The 18774-nt window shown below is 70.1% G+C and carries 18 protein-coding genes; 7 read left to right on the top strand and 11 right to left on the bottom strand.

What is annotated here, in order from left to right; translation table 11 throughout:
* Positions 1-88: 88 nt before the first annotated feature.
* Positions 89-2554, bottom strand: a complete 2466-nt coding sequence (locus ABZ862_RS19665; protein WP_360959693.1) for a cation-translocating P-type ATPase — start codon at positions 2552-2554, stop codon at positions 89-91.
* 166 nt (positions 2555-2720) lie between these two features.
* The gene (locus tag ABZ862_RS19660; protein WP_360959691.1) at positions 2721-3005 is read right to left on the bottom strand and encodes a DUF2530 domain-containing protein; all 285 of its coding nucleotides are present in this window, start codon (positions 3003-3005) and stop codon (positions 2721-2723) included.
* A 249-nt stretch (positions 3006-3254) separates the two neighbouring features.
* On the opposite strand from ABZ862_RS19660, the gene ABZ862_RS19655 reads away from it, so the two are divergent.
* Positions 3255-4706 (top strand): NCS2 family permease, encoded by a 1452-nt coding sequence (locus tag ABZ862_RS19655; RefSeq protein ID WP_360959690.1) that lies wholly within the window; start codon positions 3255-3257, stop codon positions 4704-4706.
* A 56-nt stretch (positions 4707-4762) separates the two neighbouring features.
* Here the strand turns inward: ABZ862_RS19655 and ABZ862_RS19650 are convergent, their stop codons facing one another.
* Complete coding sequence (locus ABZ862_RS19650; protein WP_360959836.1) at positions 4763-4969, bottom strand: ribbon-helix-helix protein, CopG family; 207 nt, start codon at positions 4967-4969, stop codon at positions 4763-4765.
* A 189-nt stretch (positions 4970-5158) separates the two neighbouring features.
* On the opposite strand from ABZ862_RS19650, the gene ABZ862_RS19645 reads away from it, so the two are divergent.
* The 3 genes from ABZ862_RS19645 to thpR all read left to right on the top strand — a co-directional run bounded on the left by ABZ862_RS19645 (position 5159) and on the right by thpR (position 7747).
* Positions 5159-5596, top strand: a complete 438-nt coding sequence (locus ABZ862_RS19645) for a MarR family transcriptional regulator (RefSeq protein WP_360959688.1) — start codon at positions 5159-5161, stop codon at positions 5594-5596.
* 24 nt (positions 5597-5620) lie between these two features.
* Complete coding sequence (locus ABZ862_RS19640; RefSeq protein ID WP_360959686.1) at positions 5621-6973, top strand: MFS transporter; 1353 nt, start codon at positions 5621-5623, stop codon at positions 6971-6973.
* A gap of 198 nt (positions 6974-7171) precedes the next feature.
* The gene (thpR, locus tag ABZ862_RS19635) at positions 7172-7747 is read left to right on the top strand and encodes an RNA 2',3'-cyclic phosphodiesterase (RefSeq protein WP_360959684.1); all 576 of its coding nucleotides are present in this window, start codon (positions 7172-7174) and stop codon (positions 7745-7747) included.
* A 136-nt stretch (positions 7748-7883) separates the two neighbouring features.
* On the opposite strand, the gene ABZ862_RS19630 is transcribed toward thpR, so the two are convergent.
* From ABZ862_RS19630 to ABZ862_RS19615, 4 genes are all read right to left on the bottom strand, one after another.
* On the bottom strand, positions 7884-8876 hold the full coding sequence (locus tag ABZ862_RS19630; protein ID WP_360959682.1) for an aldo/keto reductase: 993 nt from the start codon (positions 8874-8876) through the stop codon (positions 7884-7886).
* Positions 8877-8992: 116 nt separating this feature from the next.
* Complete coding sequence (locus tag ABZ862_RS19625; protein WP_360959680.1) at positions 8993-9667, bottom strand: GDSL-type esterase/lipase family protein; 675 nt, start codon at positions 9665-9667, stop codon at positions 8993-8995.
* Positions 9668-9732: 65 nt separating this feature from the next.
* Complete coding sequence (locus ABZ862_RS19620; protein WP_360959678.1) at positions 9733-11604, bottom strand: caspase family protein; 1872 nt, start codon at positions 11602-11604, stop codon at positions 9733-9735.
* The gene (locus ABZ862_RS19615) at positions 11601-12002 is read right to left on the bottom strand and encodes a hypothetical protein (RefSeq protein WP_360959676.1); all 402 of its coding nucleotides are present in this window, start codon (positions 12000-12002) and stop codon (positions 11601-11603) included. The genes ABZ862_RS19620 and ABZ862_RS19615 overlap by 4 nt, the downstream gene beginning before the upstream one ends.
* Before the next feature lie 381 nt (positions 12003-12383).
* Between ABZ862_RS19615 and ABZ862_RS19610 the strand changes: the two genes are divergently transcribed.
* A complete protein-coding gene (locus ABZ862_RS19610; protein ID WP_360959674.1) occupies positions 12384-13361 on the top strand; it encodes a WD40 repeat domain-containing protein in 978 nt (325 codons plus the stop codon).
* A 113-nt stretch (positions 13362-13474) separates the two neighbouring features.
* Entirely contained in the window at positions 13475-15028 is a 1554-nt protein-coding gene (locus tag ABZ862_RS19605) for a cellulase family glycosylhydrolase (protein ID WP_360959672.1), read from the top strand.
* Positions 15029-15131: 103 nt separating this feature from the next.
* Here the strand turns inward: ABZ862_RS19605 and ABZ862_RS19600 are convergent, their stop codons facing one another.
* From ABZ862_RS19600 to ABZ862_RS19590, 3 genes are all read right to left on the bottom strand, one after another.
* On the bottom strand, positions 15132-15503 hold the full coding sequence (locus tag ABZ862_RS19600; protein ID WP_360959671.1) for a hypothetical protein: 372 nt from the start codon (positions 15501-15503) through the stop codon (positions 15132-15134).
* The gene (locus tag ABZ862_RS19595) at positions 15500-16525 is read right to left on the bottom strand and encodes a hypothetical protein (protein WP_360959669.1); all 1026 of its coding nucleotides are present in this window, start codon (positions 16523-16525) and stop codon (positions 15500-15502) included. Before ABZ862_RS19595 ends, ABZ862_RS19600 begins: the two co-directional genes overlap by 4 nt.
* Positions 16526-16806: 281 nt before the next feature.
* Positions 16807-17289 carry a MarR family transcriptional regulator gene (locus tag ABZ862_RS19590; RefSeq protein WP_360959667.1) on the bottom strand — a complete coding sequence of 161 codons (483 nt, stop codon included), beginning with the start codon at positions 17287-17289 and terminating at the stop codon, positions 16807-16809.
* Positions 17290-17374: 85 nt separating this feature from the next.
* Between ABZ862_RS19590 and ABZ862_RS19585 the strand changes: the two genes are divergently transcribed.
* On the top strand, positions 17375-18256 hold the full coding sequence (locus ABZ862_RS19585; protein ID WP_360959665.1) for a haloalkane dehalogenase: 882 nt from the start codon (positions 17375-17377) through the stop codon (positions 18254-18256).
* Positions 18257-18347: 91 nt separating this feature from the next.
* On the opposite strand, the gene ABZ862_RS19580 is transcribed toward ABZ862_RS19585, so the two are convergent.
* Entirely contained in the window at positions 18348-18770 is a 423-nt protein-coding gene (locus ABZ862_RS19580; RefSeq protein ID WP_360959663.1) for an ATP-binding protein, read from the bottom strand.
* Positions 18771-18774 lie beyond the last annotated feature (4 nt).

Below are 18774 nucleotides of genomic sequence, written 5' to 3'. Positions count from 1 at the left end.
CGAGACCGATGAACGACCGACGGCCCCGCGTCCCCGCCAGGGACGCGGGGCCGTGTCGTCGGTCACGACGGGCAGGGCGCCGCCGCCCCTACGCGAACCGCCGGTCCACCCACTTCCACAGCAGTTCCAGCGCCACCATCGACACCCCCGCGATGCCCACCGCGATCCACGGCATCGTCACCCCGACCAGCTTCAGGGCGAAGAAGTGCTGGAGCGACGGGACGATCAGGACCACCAGGAACGCGCCGCCCATCGCGGCCACCAGGGCCAGCCGCCACCAGGTGTAGGGGCGGGCGATGATGGCCAGCACCCACATGGAGATCAGGAACAGCGTCAGCGTCGCCGCGCTGGTCTCGGCGTCGAGCGCGCCCGGGCCCGTGTAGTGGTGCCGGGCCAGCAGATACGTCACGAAGGTCGCCACCCCGGCCACCACGCCGCCCGGGATCGAGTAGCGCATCACCCTGCGCACGAAGTGCGGCTGCGCCCGTTCCGTGTTGGGGGCCAGCGCCAGGAAGAACGCCGGGATGCCGATGGTGATCGTGGAGAGCAGGGTGAGGTGGCGGGGCAGGAAGGGGTACTCGACCTGCCAGAACACCACCAGCAGCGCGAGCAGCACCGAGTACACCGTCTTGACCAGGAACAGCGTCGCCACCCGCGTGATGTTCCCGATGACCCGACGGCCCTCCGCGACCACCGACGGCAGCGTCGCGAAGCTGTTGTCCATCAGCACGATCTGCGCCACGGCGCGCGTCGCCTCCGAGCCCGAGCCCATCGCCACGCCGATGTCGGCGTCCTTCAGGGCCAGTACGTCGTTCACGCCGTCCCCGGTCATCGCGACCGTGTGCCCGCGCGACTGGAGGGCGCCCACCATGTCCCGTTTCTGCTGCGGGGTGACCCGGCCGAACACCGTGCCCTCGTCCAGTGCCCGCGCCATCTCCGCCCGCTCCGCGGGCAGCCGGCGCGCGTCGACCGTCGTACCGCTGAGCCCCAGCTTGGCCGCCACCGCGCCCACGGACACCGCGTTGTCACCGGAGATGACCTTGGCCTGGACGTGCTGCGCGCCGAAGTAGCGCAGCGTGTCGGCGGCGTCGGGGCGCAGCCGCTGCTCCAGCACGACCAGCGCGGCCGGGCGGATGCCGTGGGCGACCTCCGGGTCGTCCAGGGGACGGGTGGCCGCGGCGAGGAGGAGGACCCGCAGACCCTGCTCGTTCAGGTGTTCGGTTTCTGTCAGGGCGGGGTCATCGGACGCCAGCAGCACGTCGGGCGCTCCGAGCAGCCAGGTGCGCGTCCGCTCGTCGTCCTCGGCGAACACCGCCCCGCTGTACTTGCGCGCGGAGGAGAACGGCAGCACGTCCAGCCGCCGCCACCCCGACGAGGGTCCGCCGTCCGGCGCGGGGAACGCCTCGACGATCGCCCGCAGGGACGGGTTCGGCCGCGGGTCCGCCCCGCCGAGCGCCCCCAGCACCCGCTGGACGTACGCCTCGTCCGAGCCGTTCAGCGCGCGCACCTCGGCGACGTCCATGCCGCCCTCGGTGAGCGTGCCCGTCTTGTCCAGGCACACGGTGTCCACCCGGGCGAGGCCCTCGATGGCCGGGAGCTCCTGCACCAGGCACTGCCTGCGGCCGAGCCGGATCACACCGATCGCGAAGGCGATGGACGTGAGCAGCACCAGCCCCTCCGGCACCATCGGCACGATGCCGCCGACCGTGCGGGCGATCGCGTCCTTGAGGTGATGGCTCTTCACCACCAGCTGGGTGATGATCAGACCGATCGCGGCCGGGATCATCATCCACGTCACGTACTTGAGGATCGTCGAGATACCGGTCCGCAGCTCCGAGTGGACGAGCGTGAAGCGTGACGCCTCCTCCGCCAGCTGCGCCGCGTACGCCTCGCGCCCCACGCGCGTGGCGGCGAACGCGCCCCCGCCCGCGACGACGAAGCTCCCCGACATGACCTGGTCGCCGGACCGCTTGAGCACCGGGTCCGCCTCACCGGTGAGCAGCGACTCGTCGATCTCCAGCCCGTCCGCCTCGACGCACTCCCCGTCGACGACCACCTTGTCCCCGGGCCCGATCTCCAGCAGGTCCCCGAGCACGATCTCCGACGTCCGCACGGCGACGGCGGCCCCGTCCCGGCGCACCGTGGGCCGGGCCTCCCCGATCACCGCGAGCGAGTCCAGGGTCTTCTTGGCCCGCCACTCCTGGACGATGCCGATACCGGTGTTCGCGAGGATCACGAAGCCGAACAGACCGTCCTGGATCGGCGCGACGAACAGCATGACCAGCCACAGCCCGCCGATGATCGCGTTGAACCGGGTGAGGACGTTCGCCCGGACGATCTCGCCCATCGACCGGCTGCTGCGCACCGGTACGTCGTTGACCTGCCCGAGCGCCATCCGCTCGGCGACCTCGGCGGAGGTCAGCCCGGTCGCCGGGGTGGTGGCGGCCGGCCGTTCGGGACCCTTGGAGTCGCCGGGACCGCCGGGGTGCGCAGGGTGGGTGAGGCGCGCGGAGCGCTGGTGTTCGAGTCCGGCGCCCGCGTCGGGGTGGGTCATGTATTCGACGGTACGTGCGGATCGGGGGCTTCACCCTGGTGAGCCCGGAAGATCCGACCAGCGGGACCGGAAGATCCGACCAGAGGACGAGAAGCGTGCCGGGGCATGCTGCCCTGGGCGTAGTCACCCGGTCGCGGCTGCCCGGCCGTGCCCGCCGCGGACGCCGTCACTCGGTCGCGGCCGCCGGTTCCTGGCCCGCGGCCCGCCGGTCGGCGTCCCGCTTGATCGCGGCGTCGCGCCGCCGGACGTAGTACACGCCGATCAGTCCGAGCCCGCCCCCGGCCAGACAGGTCCAGATCCACCAGGTGTGGCCGTGGTCGGCGTACCAGCCGTAGAACGGCAGCTGGACCAGGAAGAGGACGAACCACACCAGGGTGCCGCCGGTGATGGTGGCGACCACGGGGCCCTCCAGGGGCTCCGGCGCCTCGTGTCTGGGGGTCCACTTCGCCATGGGGACAGCTTACGAGGCCCGGGTGCCGACGATCGTTCGTCACCCGTCTCTGTGCGGCCTTGGCGCATCTCTCACCCGGATATGCAGGTGTTTTGTCTGGTTTTTGGTCGGTCTACGCGCAGAGATAGCGTTCTTCTCATCATAGGTTCATACTGAAACCGTTTGTCCCTGGCCGCTTCTGTTCGTATGAACCACCAAAGGAAACACCTTACGGAGCTCGGGGGAGCCCGTCCGGTGATGAGGTCCCGCATGTCCACCTCGGCCCCAGCCAAGGTCCCCGCCCCCGAGCAGCCCGGCGGAACGCCCGCCGGCGGCGCTCTCGACCGCTACTTCAAGATCTCCGAGCGTGGCAGCTCGCTGTCCCGTGAGGTCCGGGGCGGATTCGCCACATTCTTCGCGATGGCGTACATCATCGTGCTGAACCCGATCATCCTCGGCAGTGCGAAGGACATGTACGGGCACCACCTGAACAACGGCCAGCTGGTGACGGCCACCGCGCTGACGGCGGCGCTCACCACCCTGCTCATGGGCGTCATCGGCAACGTGCCGATCGCGCTCGCCGCGGGCCTCGGCGTCAACTCGGTCGTCGCGCTCCAGCTGGCCCCGCGGATGTCCTGGCCGGACGCCATGGGCATGGTCGTGCTCGCCGGCTTCATCGTGATGCTGCTGGTCGCCACCGGTCTGCGCGAGCGCGTGATGAGCGCCGTGCCGTACAGCCTGCGCAAGGCGATCGCCATCGGCATCGGTCTGTTCATCATGCTGATCGGCCTCGTGGACTCCGGCTTCGTCTCCCGCATCCCCGACGTCGCCCAGACCACCGTCCCGCTCCAGCTCGGCACCGGCGGTCACCTCACCGGCTGGCCGGTGCTGGTCTTCGTGCTCGGCGCGCTGCTGACGCTCGCGCTGATCGTCCGCAAGGTGCCCGGCGCGATCCTGATCTCGATCGTCGCGATGACGGTCCTCGCGATGATCGTCGACGCCGTCGCCAAGGTGCCGAGCTGGGGCCTGACCACCCCGAAGTGGCCCGGCAACCCGGTCGCCAGCCCCGACTTCGGCCTGATCGGCAAGGTCAGCCTGTTCGGCGGCTTCGGCAAGGTCGGCGTGCTGACCGGCGTGCTGTTCGTCTTCACCGTGCTGCTGTCGTGCTTCTTCGACGCGATGGGCACGATCATGGGCATCTCCGACGAGGCCAAGCTGACCGACGCCCAGGGCAACATGCCCGGCATCAACAAGGTGCTGTTCATCGACGGTGTCGCGGTCGCCGTGGGCGGCGCCAGCTCCTCCTCGGCCACCACCTGCTTCGTGGAGTCCACGGCGGGCGTCGGCGAGGGCGCGCGCACCGGCTTCGCGAACGTCGTCACCGGCGCGCTGTTCGCCGTCGCGCTGTTCCTGACCCCGGTCGCCACGATGGTGCCGTCCCAGGCGGCCACCCCGGCGCTGCTCGCGGTGGGCTTCCTGATCCTGGCGGGCTCGGTCAAGGAGATCGACTGGGCCGACTACACGCTGGCGATCCCGGCGTTCGTCACCATGGTGATGATGCCGTTCACCTACTCGATCACCAACGGCATCGGCATGGGCTTCATCACGTTCGTGCTGCTGCGGCTGGCGGCCGGGCGTGCCAAGGAGGTCCCGGTGGCGATGTACGTGGTCTCGGCCGTGTTCGCCTTCTACTACCTGATGCCGGCGCTGGGTCTGACCTGACCTCGCCCGACCTCACGGGCCTACGGCCCGCAAGGGGTCCACGGCCCGGGAGGGGCCTACGGCTCGGGAGAGGCGTAGAACTTCTCCGTCTCCTCGACGGCGGACTGGAACCGCTGGTCGAAGTCATCGCGAATGAGCGTCCGGACGACATAGTCCTGGACGCTCATTCCTCTTTTCGCCGCGTGATGCCGGAGCCGTTCGAGCAGCTCCTGGTCTATCCGGATGCTGAGCACGCTGGTCCCGCCGATGCCGCTGGTCCCCATGCGTACGAGGGTCGCTGCACTCTTCGGCGGGATGCGTGACATACCGCGCACAGATCACCCGTACGAGTGAAGGCATCTTGCGCCGGTCGGAGGGACGGATGCCGGATGATGGAACGAAGTGGCAAGAGTCACGCCGAACGGACGCATCGGAGTGGTCTTTAGCGAGGGTAATGAGTTACGCTAAAGAACATGCCGGACCTTACCCATGGCGACGATGCTGCCGCCGTGAACTCCCTGCGCTCAGCCGTGATGCGACTGTCCCGTCGGCTCAAGCACCAGCGGGTCGACGAGTCGCTGAGCCCCACCGAGATGTCGGTGCTGGGCACTCTGTCCACGTGCGGCCGGGCCACCCCGGGCGAGCTCGCCCGCAAGGAGCATGTGCAGCCGCCCTCGATGACCCGCATCGTGGCCCTGCTGGAGGCCAAGGGTCTGGTCCGTCTGGAGCCGCATCCCGAGGACCGGCGCCAGAAGGTCGTCACCCGGACGGAGCAGGCCGAGGCGATGCTCGAGGAGAGCCGCCGCAAGCGCAACGCGTTCCTGGCCGGCCTGGTCGACGGTCTCGACGAGGACGAGTGGGCGAAACTCCGCGCCGCCGCCCCCGTGCTGGAGAAGCTCGCACAGCTCTGACGACGCACGTCCTGGAGGCGCACCTTGAGTACGGGAAACGGAGCAGCTTCCGCCCCCGCACCGACCACCCCCGACCCCACCGCCCGCCCCGCCGCGAAGTCCTCGATGTTCAGCTCGCTGAGGACCCGCAACTACCGCCTCTTCTTCATCGGCCAGGTCGTCTCGAACATCGGCACCTGGATGCAGCGCATCGCCCAGGACTGGCTGGTGCTGAGCCTGACCGGCTCGGCGACCGCCGTCGGCGTCACGACGGCCCTCCAGTTCCTGCCGATGCTCCTCTTCGGCCTCTACGGCGGCGTCCTCGTCGACCGCCTGCCCAAGCGCCCCACCCTGCTGGTCACCCAGACCGCGATGGCCCTGACCGGCCTGGTGCTCGCCGCCCTCACCCTCAGCGGCCATGTCCAGGTCTGGCACGTCTACCTCGCCGCCTTCGCCGCGGGCCTCGCGACGGTCGTCGACAACCCGGCCCGCCAGTCCTTCGTGGCCGAGATGGTCGGCCCGGCGCAGTTGCAGAACGCGGTCAGCCTGAACTCGGCGAACTTCCAGTCCGCCCGTCTGGTGGGACCGGCGGTCGCCGGCCTCATGATCACCGGCGTGGGCACGGGCTGGGCGTTCCTCTTCAACGGCCTGTCGTTCGTCGCGCCGATCACCGGCCTGCTGATGATGCGCGCGCGTGACCTGCACGCGGTACGGCGCGCCCCGCGCGGCAAGGGCCAGCTGAGGGAGGGCCTGGCGTACGTCGCGGGGCGCCCGGAGCTGATCTGGACGATCGCCCTCGTCGGGTTCATCGGCACGTTCGGCTTCAACTTCCCGGTCTACCTGTCGGCCTTCGCCGACGACGTCTTCCACGCGGGCGCCGGCTCCTACAGCCTGTTCAACTCCCTGATGGCCGTCGGCTCCCTGGCCGGAGCCCTGCTGGCCGCACGCCGGGGCACCTCGCGGATGCGGGTGCTGATCGCGGGGGGCGTGGCCTTCGGCGTGCTGGAGACCGTGGCGGCGCTCACCCCGCAGCTGTGGCTGTTCGCGCTGGTGATGATGCCGATCGGCATGTTCGGCATGACGGTGAACGTCACCGCCAACAGCAGTGTGCAGATGTCCACCGACCCGGCGATGCGCGGCCGGGTGATGGCGCTCTACATGATGGTCTTCATGGGCGGCTCCCCGGTGGGCGCGCCGATAGCGGGCTGGATCACCGACACGTACGGCGTCCGGGCGGGCCTGGCGACGGGCGGCGTGATCTCGGCCGTGGCCGCGGTGGCGATCGGCCTGATCCTCACGAGGGTGGGCGGATTCCGCGTCAGCGTGACATGGCGGCAGGGCCACCCGAAGCTGTGCCTCACCCCGCGCAAACCGGCCCCGGAACCCACGGCGGCCTGACGGCGGCCTCCTGACGGCGGCGACCGGGGGCGACCGGGGCGAAGGCAACTGCCCCGGCCGCCGCCGGTCGCCGCCGTCACCGGTGTCACGGCTGCCGGGGCCCCTGCTCGCCCCTTGTTCGCTCCGTGCCGCCGTTCTCTGTTCGCTCCTTGCGCACGACTCGCGCACCGCTTCCGCGCCCCTGGAAGACTGCCGGGCATGAGACTCTTCGCCGCCGTGCTGCCGCCCGCGCACATCACGCACGACCTGGCCGCGGAGGTGGCCGAGCTGAGGAAGCTGCCGGGTGCGGACGCCCTGCGCTGGACGGGACGCCCCGGCTGGCACTTCACGCTGGCCTTCTACGGCGAGGTCGACGAGGCCGTCGTGCCGGACCTGTCGGCACGCCTGGAGCGCGCGGCGCGGCACACGGAGCCGTTCACGCTGACGCTGCGGGGCGGTGGCCAGTTCGGCCACGGCAGCACGGTGTGGACGGGAGCGGCGGGCGAGACGGCCACCCTGGGTCTGCTGGCCGAGCGCGCGCAGGCGGCGGCCCGCAGAGCGGGTCTCCCGATGACGGAGCACCGTGCCTACCGGCCCCACCTGACGCTGGCCCGCAGCAGGAAGGACCCGGTGGACGCGAGGCCGTACACCGCGCTGCTGGCGAAGTTCGAGAGCCGCCCCTGGACGGTCGCGGAACTGGCCCTGGTCCGCAGCAACCTCCCGAAGTCGGGCATTCCGGGCGAGCAGCCCCGCTACGAACCGGTCGCCCGCTGGCCGCTGGGCCGTTCCGGTTAGGCTCGACGGCGTGGACCCGAAAACCCGGAACCGGATCATGGCCGGTGCGCTCGTACTGATGTTCGTGGTGGTGGCACTGGCGGCGGCGCTGGGCAGGTAGGCACCCGCCCGAGCCGCCGCCACCGCGATCACACGATCACCAGGCGAAGGCCTCCGGGGACGGTCCCGGCCCGGGGAAGATCTCGTCGAGGGAGGCGAGAAGCTCCTCGCCCAGCTTCAGCTCGACGGCCCGCAGCGCGGACTCGAGCTGCCCGGCGGTGCGCGGGCCGACGATGGGCCCGGTCACGCCGGGCCGGGTGAGCAGCCAGGCCAGCGCGGTCTCGCCGGGCTCCAGCCCGTGCTTGTCCAGCAGATCCTCGTACGCCTGGATCTGCGCGCGGACGGCGGGATCGGCGAGCGCGTCGGCGGCCCGTCCGCTCGACCGCCGGCCCACCTTGGCCTCCTTCTTGAGGACGCCGCCCAGCAGCCCGCCGTGCAGCGGCGACCAGGGGATGACACCGAGGCCGTACTCCTGCGCGGCCGGGACGACCTCCATCTCGGCGCGCCGCTCGGCGAGGTTGTAGAGGCACTGCTCGCTGACCAGCCCGATGGTGCCGCCACGCCGGCCGGCTATCTCGTTGGCCTGGGCGATCTTGTAGCCGGGGAAGTTGGAGGAGCCGACGTAGAGGATCTTCCCCTGCTGGACCAGGGTGTCGACGGCCTGCCAGATCTCCTCGAAGGGGGTGCTCCGGTCGACGTGGTGGAACTGGTACAGATCGATGTGATCGGTCTGCAACCGCTTGAGGCTGGCGTCCACGGCCCGCCGGATGTTCAGCGCGGAGAGCTTGTCGTGGTTGGGCCAGGCGGGGTCGCCGGCGGCCATGTTGGCGTACACCTTGGTGGCGAGGACCACCTTGTCCCGCCGGTCACCGCCCTTGGCGAACCAGTTCCCGATGATCGTCTCGGTGTGGCCCTTGTTCTCGCCCCACCCGTACACATTGGCCGTGTCGAAGAGGTTGATCCCGGCGCCGAGCGCCGCGTCCATGATCGTATGACTGTCCGACTCATCGGTCTGCGGACCGAAGTTCATGGTCCCGAGAACCAGCCGGCTGACCGTGAGTCCCGTACGTCCGAGCTGCGTGTACTCCATGACCACCAAGCCAACGACGTGGAGCGCGCTCTAGGCAAGCGTGGGCCGGGGGCGGTTCCGCGCGAGGACGACGGGCACGGGCTCCGGCCGCCCGGACCGTTCGTCCCGCCGCACGGTCAGAAGCGGTACTCCTCGCCCAGGCCCCAGCCCTCGTGCAGGGTGTCGGCGAAGGTGGCCGCGATCCTGTGTTCGCCGTGGGGGTTGGGGTGGGTGCCGTCGTAGGTGTCGAGGTCCGTGTCGTAGGCGGGTGGCAGCGGGGCGAGGAGGAGGGGGGAGCGGTCGGTGTCCAGGTCCACGGCCGTCTTCGCCAGGAGGTCGTTGAAGAGGGTGACCTGTTCGGCGAACAGAGGGTCCGTCAGGGCGCGGACGTTGGGGATGACCGGGAGCAGGGCCATCGCGACGCGCGGGTTGGCGGTGCGGGCCTCGGCGATGAACTTCCGGACGTTGTCGGCCGTCTGCTCGGCGTTCGTGTAGAAGCCCAGGTCGATCAGGCCCAGGGCGACCAGGAGGACGTCCGCCCGGGTGCCGCGGACCGCGTCGGCGATCAGCGGGGCCATGTGCAGCCAGCCCTCGCCCCAGCCGGCCAGATGGCCGCGCGGGAAGTCCGGTTCGGCGTAGGCGTACGACACCGGCGCGTCGGCCTGTTTGTCGTACAGCGTCTCGCGCGGACCCACCAGCGTGACCGGGCCGCCACAGGTGCGGTCGAGGTGCTGCCACATGCGGTAGCGCCAGGTGTGTTCCCCCGCACTGCCGATGGTCATCGAGTCGCCGACGGGCATCAACCTGAGCACTCGCACATGATGGACGATCGGCGTGTTCCCCGGGGTACGCGGTGCGTGTGAGGCCCGCCACGGCTTCACCACTTGGGACTGCCCACCAGGTAGGTGATGCCCAGGAGAACGGCCACGGTCAGTGCCGGGATCGCCAGCCCCTTCGCGACCGACGCCAGTGTGCGCGTTCCGCTCGCCGCCTGTCTCGTGTAGTGCTCCCGGCGCGCTTCGAGATCGTGCCGGGCGAACACGGCGGCGACCAGCGCCACCGCACCGGTTATCAGACACACCGTGATCAGGGAGAGTGCTCCGTGCTGGTGGATGTCGTCCGCGATGCTTCCTTTCTTTCCCTGGTGGCTCCGTTCCAGGACGGCCGCAACCGCCGCCCCGACGGACGCCAGGAGCGTGACGACCGCCGTCACGGAGAGGGCGAGTGCGGCACCGCCGAGGACGAGAGCGCGTCGGGACAGGGACGGCGTCCCGGACACGGACGGTGTTTTGGACGGGGGCGATGTCTTGGCCGGAGGCGATGTCTTGGCCGGGGGCGATGTCTTGGCCGGAGGCGATGTCTTGGCCGGAGGTGATGTCTTGGCCGGGGGCGGTGTCTTGGGCGGGAGCCCGACGACCACCGTGTCCGGCCCGCCGCCCGCTGCGGGCTCCGACCCTGTGGAGCCGTTCGGCGGTCCGGTGTCGGGCTCGTGCGCCGGGCCCACCACTGCCTTCACGTGGATCACCGACTCGTCGGCCACGCCCTTCAGGGCGATGTCGCCGGACAGATGCCCCTCGGTGGTCGTGTCGACGTAGACCTCCAGGCCGTTGCCGGTCGGATCGACCCGTAGCCACGACCGCGTGGGCTGGGCCACGCAGTGACGGGCCAGGGGCGGACCGTGCAGGGTCACGGACTGCCTCCGGGAGGGCGAGCCCCTCGGTACCAGGCCGAAGTCCAGGTGGTCCGGGGACGGTGCCAGGCGGATCTCGCTCAGCGCGGCGGAGGCCTGGTCGGCGATCTGCTGGACGTCGTCGCGCGCGACCTCCTCCAGGTGCTGACGCGCTCCTTCGGCCACGGGCAGTTCCGTACGCCGCAGTCGCTTGTGCAACTCCGTCACGGCGCCCTGCTGTCTGAGGAAGTCGCCGCTGTTCATGGCCGCCTGGATGGGGGGCGGCGAGGCGACGGCGGCGATCTTGATGCGGCCACGCCGGCTGTGCGCGAGGTGCAGCTCTCCCTGGAGTTCCGCCGCCTTCTTCGGCGTCTGATGGGGGTTCTGCTCCCGGACGTGCTGGTAGACGTACTCGTACATGTCATCGAGGGAGACATGCCCGTCCGCGTCGAGGTCGGCTTCGCCGGTCTCCAGGCCCTCGACCACCGCGTGCGTGAACACCGAAGGCCGCGCGGCGTTCTCGGCGAGCTGGTCGCCCTCGAAGGCGTACTCCATGGAGTCGGACGCGGTGATGACGGCCCAGCCCCGTCCACTGACCGGCTCGTCCTTCGCGAACGACTCCAGGACGTTGACGTCTCCGGAAGCGCGCACGGAGGACGAACCCCGGGAGAAGGCGCCGCCGTAGCAGCAGTCGAGGAACAGGACGGTGCGGCCCGCCCGGGTGGTGGACATGCAGCTGCGCACGAACTGGGAGGCGACGGCGGTGGCGGCCAGCAGCGGGGGCTCGGTGTCGCTCGCGGCGAAGTACAGTTCGCCGGACTCGCCCTTGATGCCGTGGCAGGAGAAGTGCAACAGGAGCGTATCGGCGCGTTTGCGTTCGTTGAAGAAGCCCTGGATGCGCCTGCGCATGAGGTCGGCCGACGCGTTGTGCACGACCTCCACCTCGAAATCGCCGATCTGGGGGTCGTGCAGCACTCTCTCGAGGGCCGCGGCGTCCTGGGCGGGCGCTCTGAGTTTCTTGAGCCCCGGGTCGGTGTACCGGTCGTTGGCGATGATCAGCGCGTGTCTGGAATCCGTCATGCCTCGGCTCCGGCGGAGGAATGGCGCCGGACGAACATGTTGAACGCCTCCGACACCTGGTCGTCGGTCGCCTTGTGCACCTCCAGGATGTCGTCGCCCATCTGCAGGTGCAAAGAAACCTGTGATTCATGTGCCTCGTGACGTCGCCCCAGCCACGACCGGATGACGGTCATCACCTGGCTCAGCATGTTCGCCGAGTGTCCCAGGGCCACCAGCAGGGCACCGATGTCCGTGGGGTCCACGGCCCGCGCCCCGGGCGGGACCTCCCCGCCGGGCGGCGCCGTGACGTCGTCCACGTCGAGATCGAGCAGCTCCTCGCGCAGGTAGCCGGTCAGCTCCGCGATGCGTTCGGGATCCGCGTCCTCTTCGGTGAGGAGGATGCGCAGTGTGTTCTCCACCGGCTCAGCCCCTTTGCTCGTACTCATCGGGGCGGCGCAGATCCGGACCATGGTGGGATCTGCGTCATTTTCTACAGTTTCTGCCGTTCGGGGCGGGGCGGCAAGTCGTCGTCAAGTCGTCGGCGGGGGAGCGGATTTCGCGATTCAACCGGAAAGTTCCTCGTTCAACTTGGTGTCGCCGCCGTGGTGATCGTGGTGTCTTGGCAGGCCGTCTCGTTTTGGCGGACCCTGTGTCTTGGCGGACTCTGTGTCTTGGCGGAGCCTCTCCTCCCCGGTCCGGGAGAGCGCGTCGCGCGCGACGCGCGTGGCCGCCGGGGAACTCGCGCCTGCGGCGCGGCCACCGCGCGCCGGCCGCACGGCCCGGGATGGCAGGCTGGGGGCATGCGCCGATCCCTCGCGTTCCTCGCCGCCGGTCTCCTCGTGGGCGCGTTCGCCCTGCCCGCCTCCGCCGCGACCGGCGACGAGGGGTTCACCATCAAGGATCCGCGGATCAAGGAGTCCAGTGGACTCGCCGCCTCGCACCTCCACCCCGGGATCTACTGGACGCACAACGACAGCGACGACGGCCCGTACCTCTACGCCGTCGACAGCTCCACCGGGAAGACCGTCGCGACCGTCACGCTCAGCGGCATCGGCAGGCCCCGGGACGTGGAGGCCATCTCCATCGGGCCCGGCAACGAGATCTACGTGGGTGACATCGGCGACAACCTCGACGGCACCTGGCCCTACGTCTGGATCTACAAGCTGCCCGAGCCGAAGAAGCTCGTGAACCAGACCGTGCGGGCCACGCAGTACATCGTGAAGTACTCGAACGGGGCCCGGAACGCGGAGTCGTTGGCCGTCCAGCCCAAAACGGGGCGCGTCTACATCATCGACAAGAAGGAGGACGGGGGGCACTTGTACGAGGGGCCCGCCGAACTCACCGCCTCCGGTACGAACATCTTCAAGCCCGTCGCGGCCGTCGACCTCTGGGCCACGGACGCCGCGTTCTCGCCCGACGGCGGACAACTGGCCGTACGCGGGTACTTCGGCGGCATCCTGTACGACTGGAACGGCGGAGCGATCAAGCGGAAGCAGCGCCTGGACGTGCCGCTCCAGGGGCAGGGGGAGTCCGTCAGCTATTCCGCCGACGGCACCAAGCTCATGTACGGCAGCGAGGGCACCGACAGCCCCGTGCAGGCGGAGGACGCGCCCGGAGGCTCTGGGGGATCCTCGTCCTCCGGCGGCGGCGCCTCGGCCTCGTCGAAGGGGGCCGGTGGCGTGTCGGGGATGAGCGGGAGCGTCAAGGTGGGGGCGTTCGCCCTGGCAGCCGTCGCCGCCGTCCTCTTCGGCTCCCGGAGGCTGTTCCGGAGGCGCTGAACCGCCGGAGGTATTGACGTGGTCATGTTGTGTCAGTTTCCTGGGGGGAGCGCGGGAAGTGGGAGCGCTCCCACCGTGGTTCCGGTCCGCGCCTCCGGAGAGGACACAGCGACATGTTCCGCAGCTTGCGAAGAGGGCTGTGCGCGGTGGCGGCCGCGCTCCTGTTACCGCTGGGGGCCGCCGGTGCGCAGACGGCCCAGGCGGCCGGTACCGGCACCGGGACCGTGAAAGCCGCCGATGCCGCCGGTGCCGGTTACTGGCACACCAGCGGGCGCAGGATCCTGGACGAGGCCGGGCAGCCGGTCCGGATCGCCGGCATCAACTGGTTCGGGTTCGAGACCACCAACCACGTCCCCCACGGCCTGTGGAGCCGCGACTACAAGAGCATGATCGACCAGATGCGCTCGCTGGGCTACAACACTCTCCGGCTCCCGTACAGCGACGACATCCTCAAGTCCGGCACCATGCCGGACAGCATCAACTTCTCCAGCGGCATGAACGCCGACCTACAGGGGCTGACCTCGCTCCAGGTCCTCGACAAGATCGTGGCCTACGCCGGCCAGAGCGGTATGAGGGTCATCCTCGACCGGCACCGCCCGGACTCGGCGGGGCAGTCGGCGCTCTGGTACACCGCGGCGGTCCCCGAGTCGACCTGGATCACCAACCTCAAGGCGCTGGCGACGCGTTACTCCGGTGACTCCACGGTCATCGGCATCGACCTGCACAACGAGCCGCACGATCCGGCCTGCTGGGGCTGCGGCGACACGACGAAGGACTGGCGGCTGGCCGCCGAGCGGGGCGGCGACGCGGTCCTGTCCGTCAACCCGAAGCTGCTGGTGTTCGTCGAGGGCGTGCAGACCGTGGACGGCGTCTCCGGCTGGTGGGGCGGCAACCTGATGGGCGTGGCCCAGTACCCCGTCCGCCTCGACGTGGCGAACCGGGTGGTGTACTCCGCCCACGACTACGCCACCAGCGTGGCCCAGCAGAGCTGGTTCAGCGACCCGACGTTCCCCGCGAACATGCCCGGTGTCTGGGACAAGTACTGGGGCTACCTCTTCAAGCAGAACATCGCACCGGTGTGGGTGGGCGAGTTCGGTACGACCCTCCAGTCGACGGTCGACCAGAAGTGGCTGACGGCGCTGGTGAGTTACCTGGGCCCGACGGCGACGAGCGGCGCCGACTCGTTCCAGTGGACGTTCTGGTCGTGGAACCCCAACTCCGGTGACACGGGCGGGATCCTGAAGGACGACTGGACCACCGTGGACACGGTGAAGGACGGCTACCTGGCGAGCATCAAGGCACCGGCCTTCCCGGCCACCGGCTCGGGCGGCGGCGGCTCCGGCGGGGGCTCGGGAGGCGGCGGCACGGCGGCCTGCACCGCCGCGTACACCGTCAGCAGCGACTGGGGCAGCGGCTTCAACGCAGACGTCACGGTCACCAACACCGGCACCACGGCGCTCAGTTCCTGGAAGGTGACGTGGACCTGGCCCGGCGCGCAGCAGGTCACGAACATGTGGAACGCGACGTACACCCAGACCGGAGCCACGGTCACCGCAGTGAACGCGGCCCACAACGGCACGGTTCCGGCAGGCGGTTCGGCGAGCTTCGGCTTCGGCGGGGCGCCCGGCGGCGGGGGAACACCGAGCGTGAGCTGCGCGGCGACGTGATCGCTGGGCTTGCCCACGGCGCGGGTCGCCCGGCGGTACTCGCCGGGCGACCCGCGCCGTACCGACGAAGGGGCGGGCGTCCGAGTACACCGCACCAGGACGGTCAGCCTGCCCCACGCAGGGCCTCCACGTAGTCCACGGCGTCCTGACCGCCGGTCATGTCCGGCCAGAATCCCGCCGCCAGCTCATCGTCCGGCAGTCGGGGCTCCGTCGGAAGCACTTCGATCTCGGTCGCCCGCATCCGCAGGATCTGTCCTTGCGCGTTCTCCGTGATCTCGCCGGTCACCTCCACCCGGTCGCGCCGCCGCGCCCGCCTGACCACGGGTTCGAGGTCGTCGGAGAAGTACACGGGGACCACCTCACCGCCCACCTCTGTGTGCAGCAGGGCGCGAGGACGGTACCGCTGTGTGTCCCCCTCCGGTTCGCTGAGAAGTCCCCGGCGGGAGCCGAATGTGACCAGGGGCGATGCGCTCACGCCGGGAGCCCGGTGCGGGCGGCGGCGCATTCGGGGCACAGGACCTCCTCTCCGGTGGGGCGGAAGAGGGTGGCCCGGGCGTGGTCGCCCTCGCATTCGCGGGTGCCGGTGAGGCGGGCGGAGAGGCCGCCGCCGAGGGGGGTGGGGGCCGGTTCCGGTGTGGGTTCGGGAGTGGGCTCGGGGGTGGGTGGGATGTCGCGGAGGAGGTGGCGGAGGAAGCCTCCGGGGCGGTGGACGGGGGTGCCGTCGTCGGGGAGGCTGCGGAGGATGTGGAGGCGGATGTCGGCGGGGGTGTGGCCTGCGGCGAGCCAGTCGGCGGTGAGACGGGTGAGTTCGGCGTGCATGGGGCGGGGGATGCGGCGGAGGTCGGGGGAGAGGTGGGGGTAGGCGGAGGTGAGGGCGGCGGCCTGGTCGAGGAGGGGGAGGGGGTGGGCCGTGGCCGGTGCCTGGTCCTGCGCCGGTTCCTGTGCCGGTTCCGGTGCCTGGTGCGGTTGCGGATCCGGTTGCGGCTGCGGGGGGTTGGGGGGTTGGTGGGAGGTGTTTCCCTCAGAGTCTTGCAATGGATGACCGTCGGACAGCGGAGGGGTCGGGTCGCCGACGGTCGGATTGCCGTCACTCGGTGTGAGCTGGGGTGATACCCGGACGGGGGCGGGCTCGGGGGCCGTGCCTGCGGGGCTCACGGGGCCTACGGGCATCCGGGCGAGGAGTTTGGCGGCTTCGCCGGGGCTCAGCGGGATGCTGGAGACGAGTTGCTGGGTGATCCAGTGGCCGCCGGGGCCCTGGAGGCGGCGTTCGTGGACGAAGCCCTCGTCCTTGAGTTGCCGTTTGGCGCGGGTGAAGGCGCTGCCGCCGATGCGGGCGCGTTCGGCCGTGCGGGAGAGGGGTTCGCGGGCTTCCCGGGGGAGGGAGAGCTGCCAGGTGAGGAGGCGGGCCGCGTCGGAGGAGAGGCGGGGGTGCCGGATGATGTCGTGCGAGAACTGCGTGTAGGCGCGCGGGGGCGCGATATGGTGCCGGTAAATCACGGTGGAAGTCTCGTTTCCATTGGTGGTTCAGGCCCTCGCGAAGGGTTGCCGTCCGTCGCGGGGGCTGACTTGTCTGTGGTGCGGCGTTGGAGTGATCAGGCCGCACGCACAGTGTGTACGTGGATCCGATGAGTGACGGCACGTTTTCGGGGCTGTTCACTCATACGAGGCAATTCGCCCGATTGTCGGCCTGTTTGGTTTGCCCTGCTTCACGCGCACGCAGGGACGTTCATGGTCGGGTCCGTGCCCGCGCTCGATGCGGGTGGAGGTGCGCGGCTTGTTCACATGTCGTGGCCGTGGTGGTGCACAAGGGCGGCGAGGAGGCGGCCCAACTGCTCACGTTCCGGCGGCGTGAGCGGTGCAAGCACCTCGTTCTCCGCCTCGGCCAGCAGTTCGTCCAGCTCCAGCAGGTGCCGATGGCCCTGCCGGGTGAGGGTGATGATGTTCTGCCGGCGGTCTGTGGGGTTCGGTGAGCGTTCCAGCAGTCCGCGGTCGGCCAGCTCGTTGATGACCGCGACCATGTCGCTGCGGTAGATCCCGGTGCGGGAGACCAGTTCCGCCTGGCTCGCGGGTCCGAACTCGTCCAGCGTGGCGAGCGCCGCGTAATGCCACTTGCGGGCGCCCGCCCGGACGAGTTTCTCGTTCACCAGGCGATCCGACTGGATCGCGGCCAGAGACAGAAGCCGGGTCCGCAGGTTCCGCAGCCGTGCGGCGGTGGCCTGCCGGTCGGCCGGGCGGGACGAGTCTGGCGTGCGGTCACTCATGCCCGTATCCCTTGTGTTAGTCACACTAACAACATACGCTGCCCGGCAAGAAGACGTTAGTGTGACGAACGTTTTGGAGGCCGTCATGCCGGTGGCGAACGTGCTGGACTCGACGATGTTCTACGAGGAGGCCGGCAGCGGCACCCCCTTCGTCTTTCTGCACGGCAACCCCAGCTCATCCCACCTGTGGCGAAAGACGCTGCCCGAAATCGACTTACCCGCCCGCCTGCTTGCCCCGGACCTGATCGGCATGGGCCGCTCCGGCAAGCCCGACGTGCCGTACCGGTTTGCCGACCACGCCCGCTACCTGGACGCCTGGTTCGACCGGCTGGGCCTGGATGAGGTGGTGCTCGTCGGTCATGACTGGGGCGGCGCACTCGCGTTCGATTGGGCGGCCCGCCACCCTGACCGGATCCGCGGCACGGCCTTCTTCGAGACCATCGTCCGGCCGATGTCCTGGAACGAACTGGGCGACGGACCGCGCTCGCGGGCCGAGTCCGTACGCGGTCCCCGGGGCGAGACCCTGGTACTGGACCGGAACGCCTTCCTGGAGTCGGCCTTCACCGGCGGCGTGCTGAACCCGGTCGGCGAGGCGGACATGCAGGCCTACCGGGCGCCGTATCCCACTCGGGAAAGCCGCCGCCCGATGCTGGAATGGGCACGCTCGCTACCGCTGGACGGGGAGCCGGCCGACGTCACCGAACGGGTCGAGCGGTACGTCGAGTGGCTGGCCGACAGCAATGGGGTCCCCAAGCTGCTCCTCACCTTCGACTCCTCACCCACCCTGCTGATCGGCACAGCGATGGCCGAGTGGTGCGCGGCGAACATCGCCGCGCTCGAGACCCGGCACTGCGGACCGGCCGGCCATCACGCACCCGAGGACCGACCCCGGGCCATCGCCGACGCCATCGGCGCATGGGCCCGGCGGCACACTCTGACCGGCGACCGTCTTCCCGGCTGTCGGTGAGTCGTGCGGAGAAGCGGCTGACGGTGGCGGGCGGTGGTGGTCGCACCGCGCAAGGGGCACCGGACGGCCCCGGATCGCGTTGGTGACCGCTTCACGGACCAGTTGGAACGTGGGCCTTCTCGGGTTCCGTGAGTGTGAAGCGGGCCCACACGCACTTCGCGTACGGCTCCTGGTGGTGGCCCCAGGAGTCGGACAGTGCCGCCACGAGCGACAAGCCGCGTCCGCTCTCCTCGTCCGGGTCGGAGTGGTGGAGCAGGGGGAGTCCGTCCCGGTCCGGGTCCGCGACCTCCAGGACCAACTCCGGTCCGTGGAGCGTCAGTCTGATCTCGACCTGGGCGTAGGAGACCCGACAGTGGGTCACGGCGTTGGTGACGAGTTCGTTCGCCGAAAGGGTCACGCTGTCGGCGAGTTGATCCGTGATCCCCCAGTCCGCGAGGGCCTTGCGGACCTGCTGACGGGCGATCGGCACGTGCCTTCGGTGTTTGGGGATGCGGATGGTCTCGGTCGCGGGCATGGGC

The sequence above is a fragment of the Streptomyces sp. NPDC047000 genome (assembly GCF_040644295.1).
Classification (GTDB): Bacteria; Actinomycetota; Actinomycetes; order Streptomycetales; family Streptomycetaceae; genus Streptomyces.
Note: the sequence above shows the minus strand (reverse complement) of the source record. Positions and strands in the feature narration are given on the sequence as shown.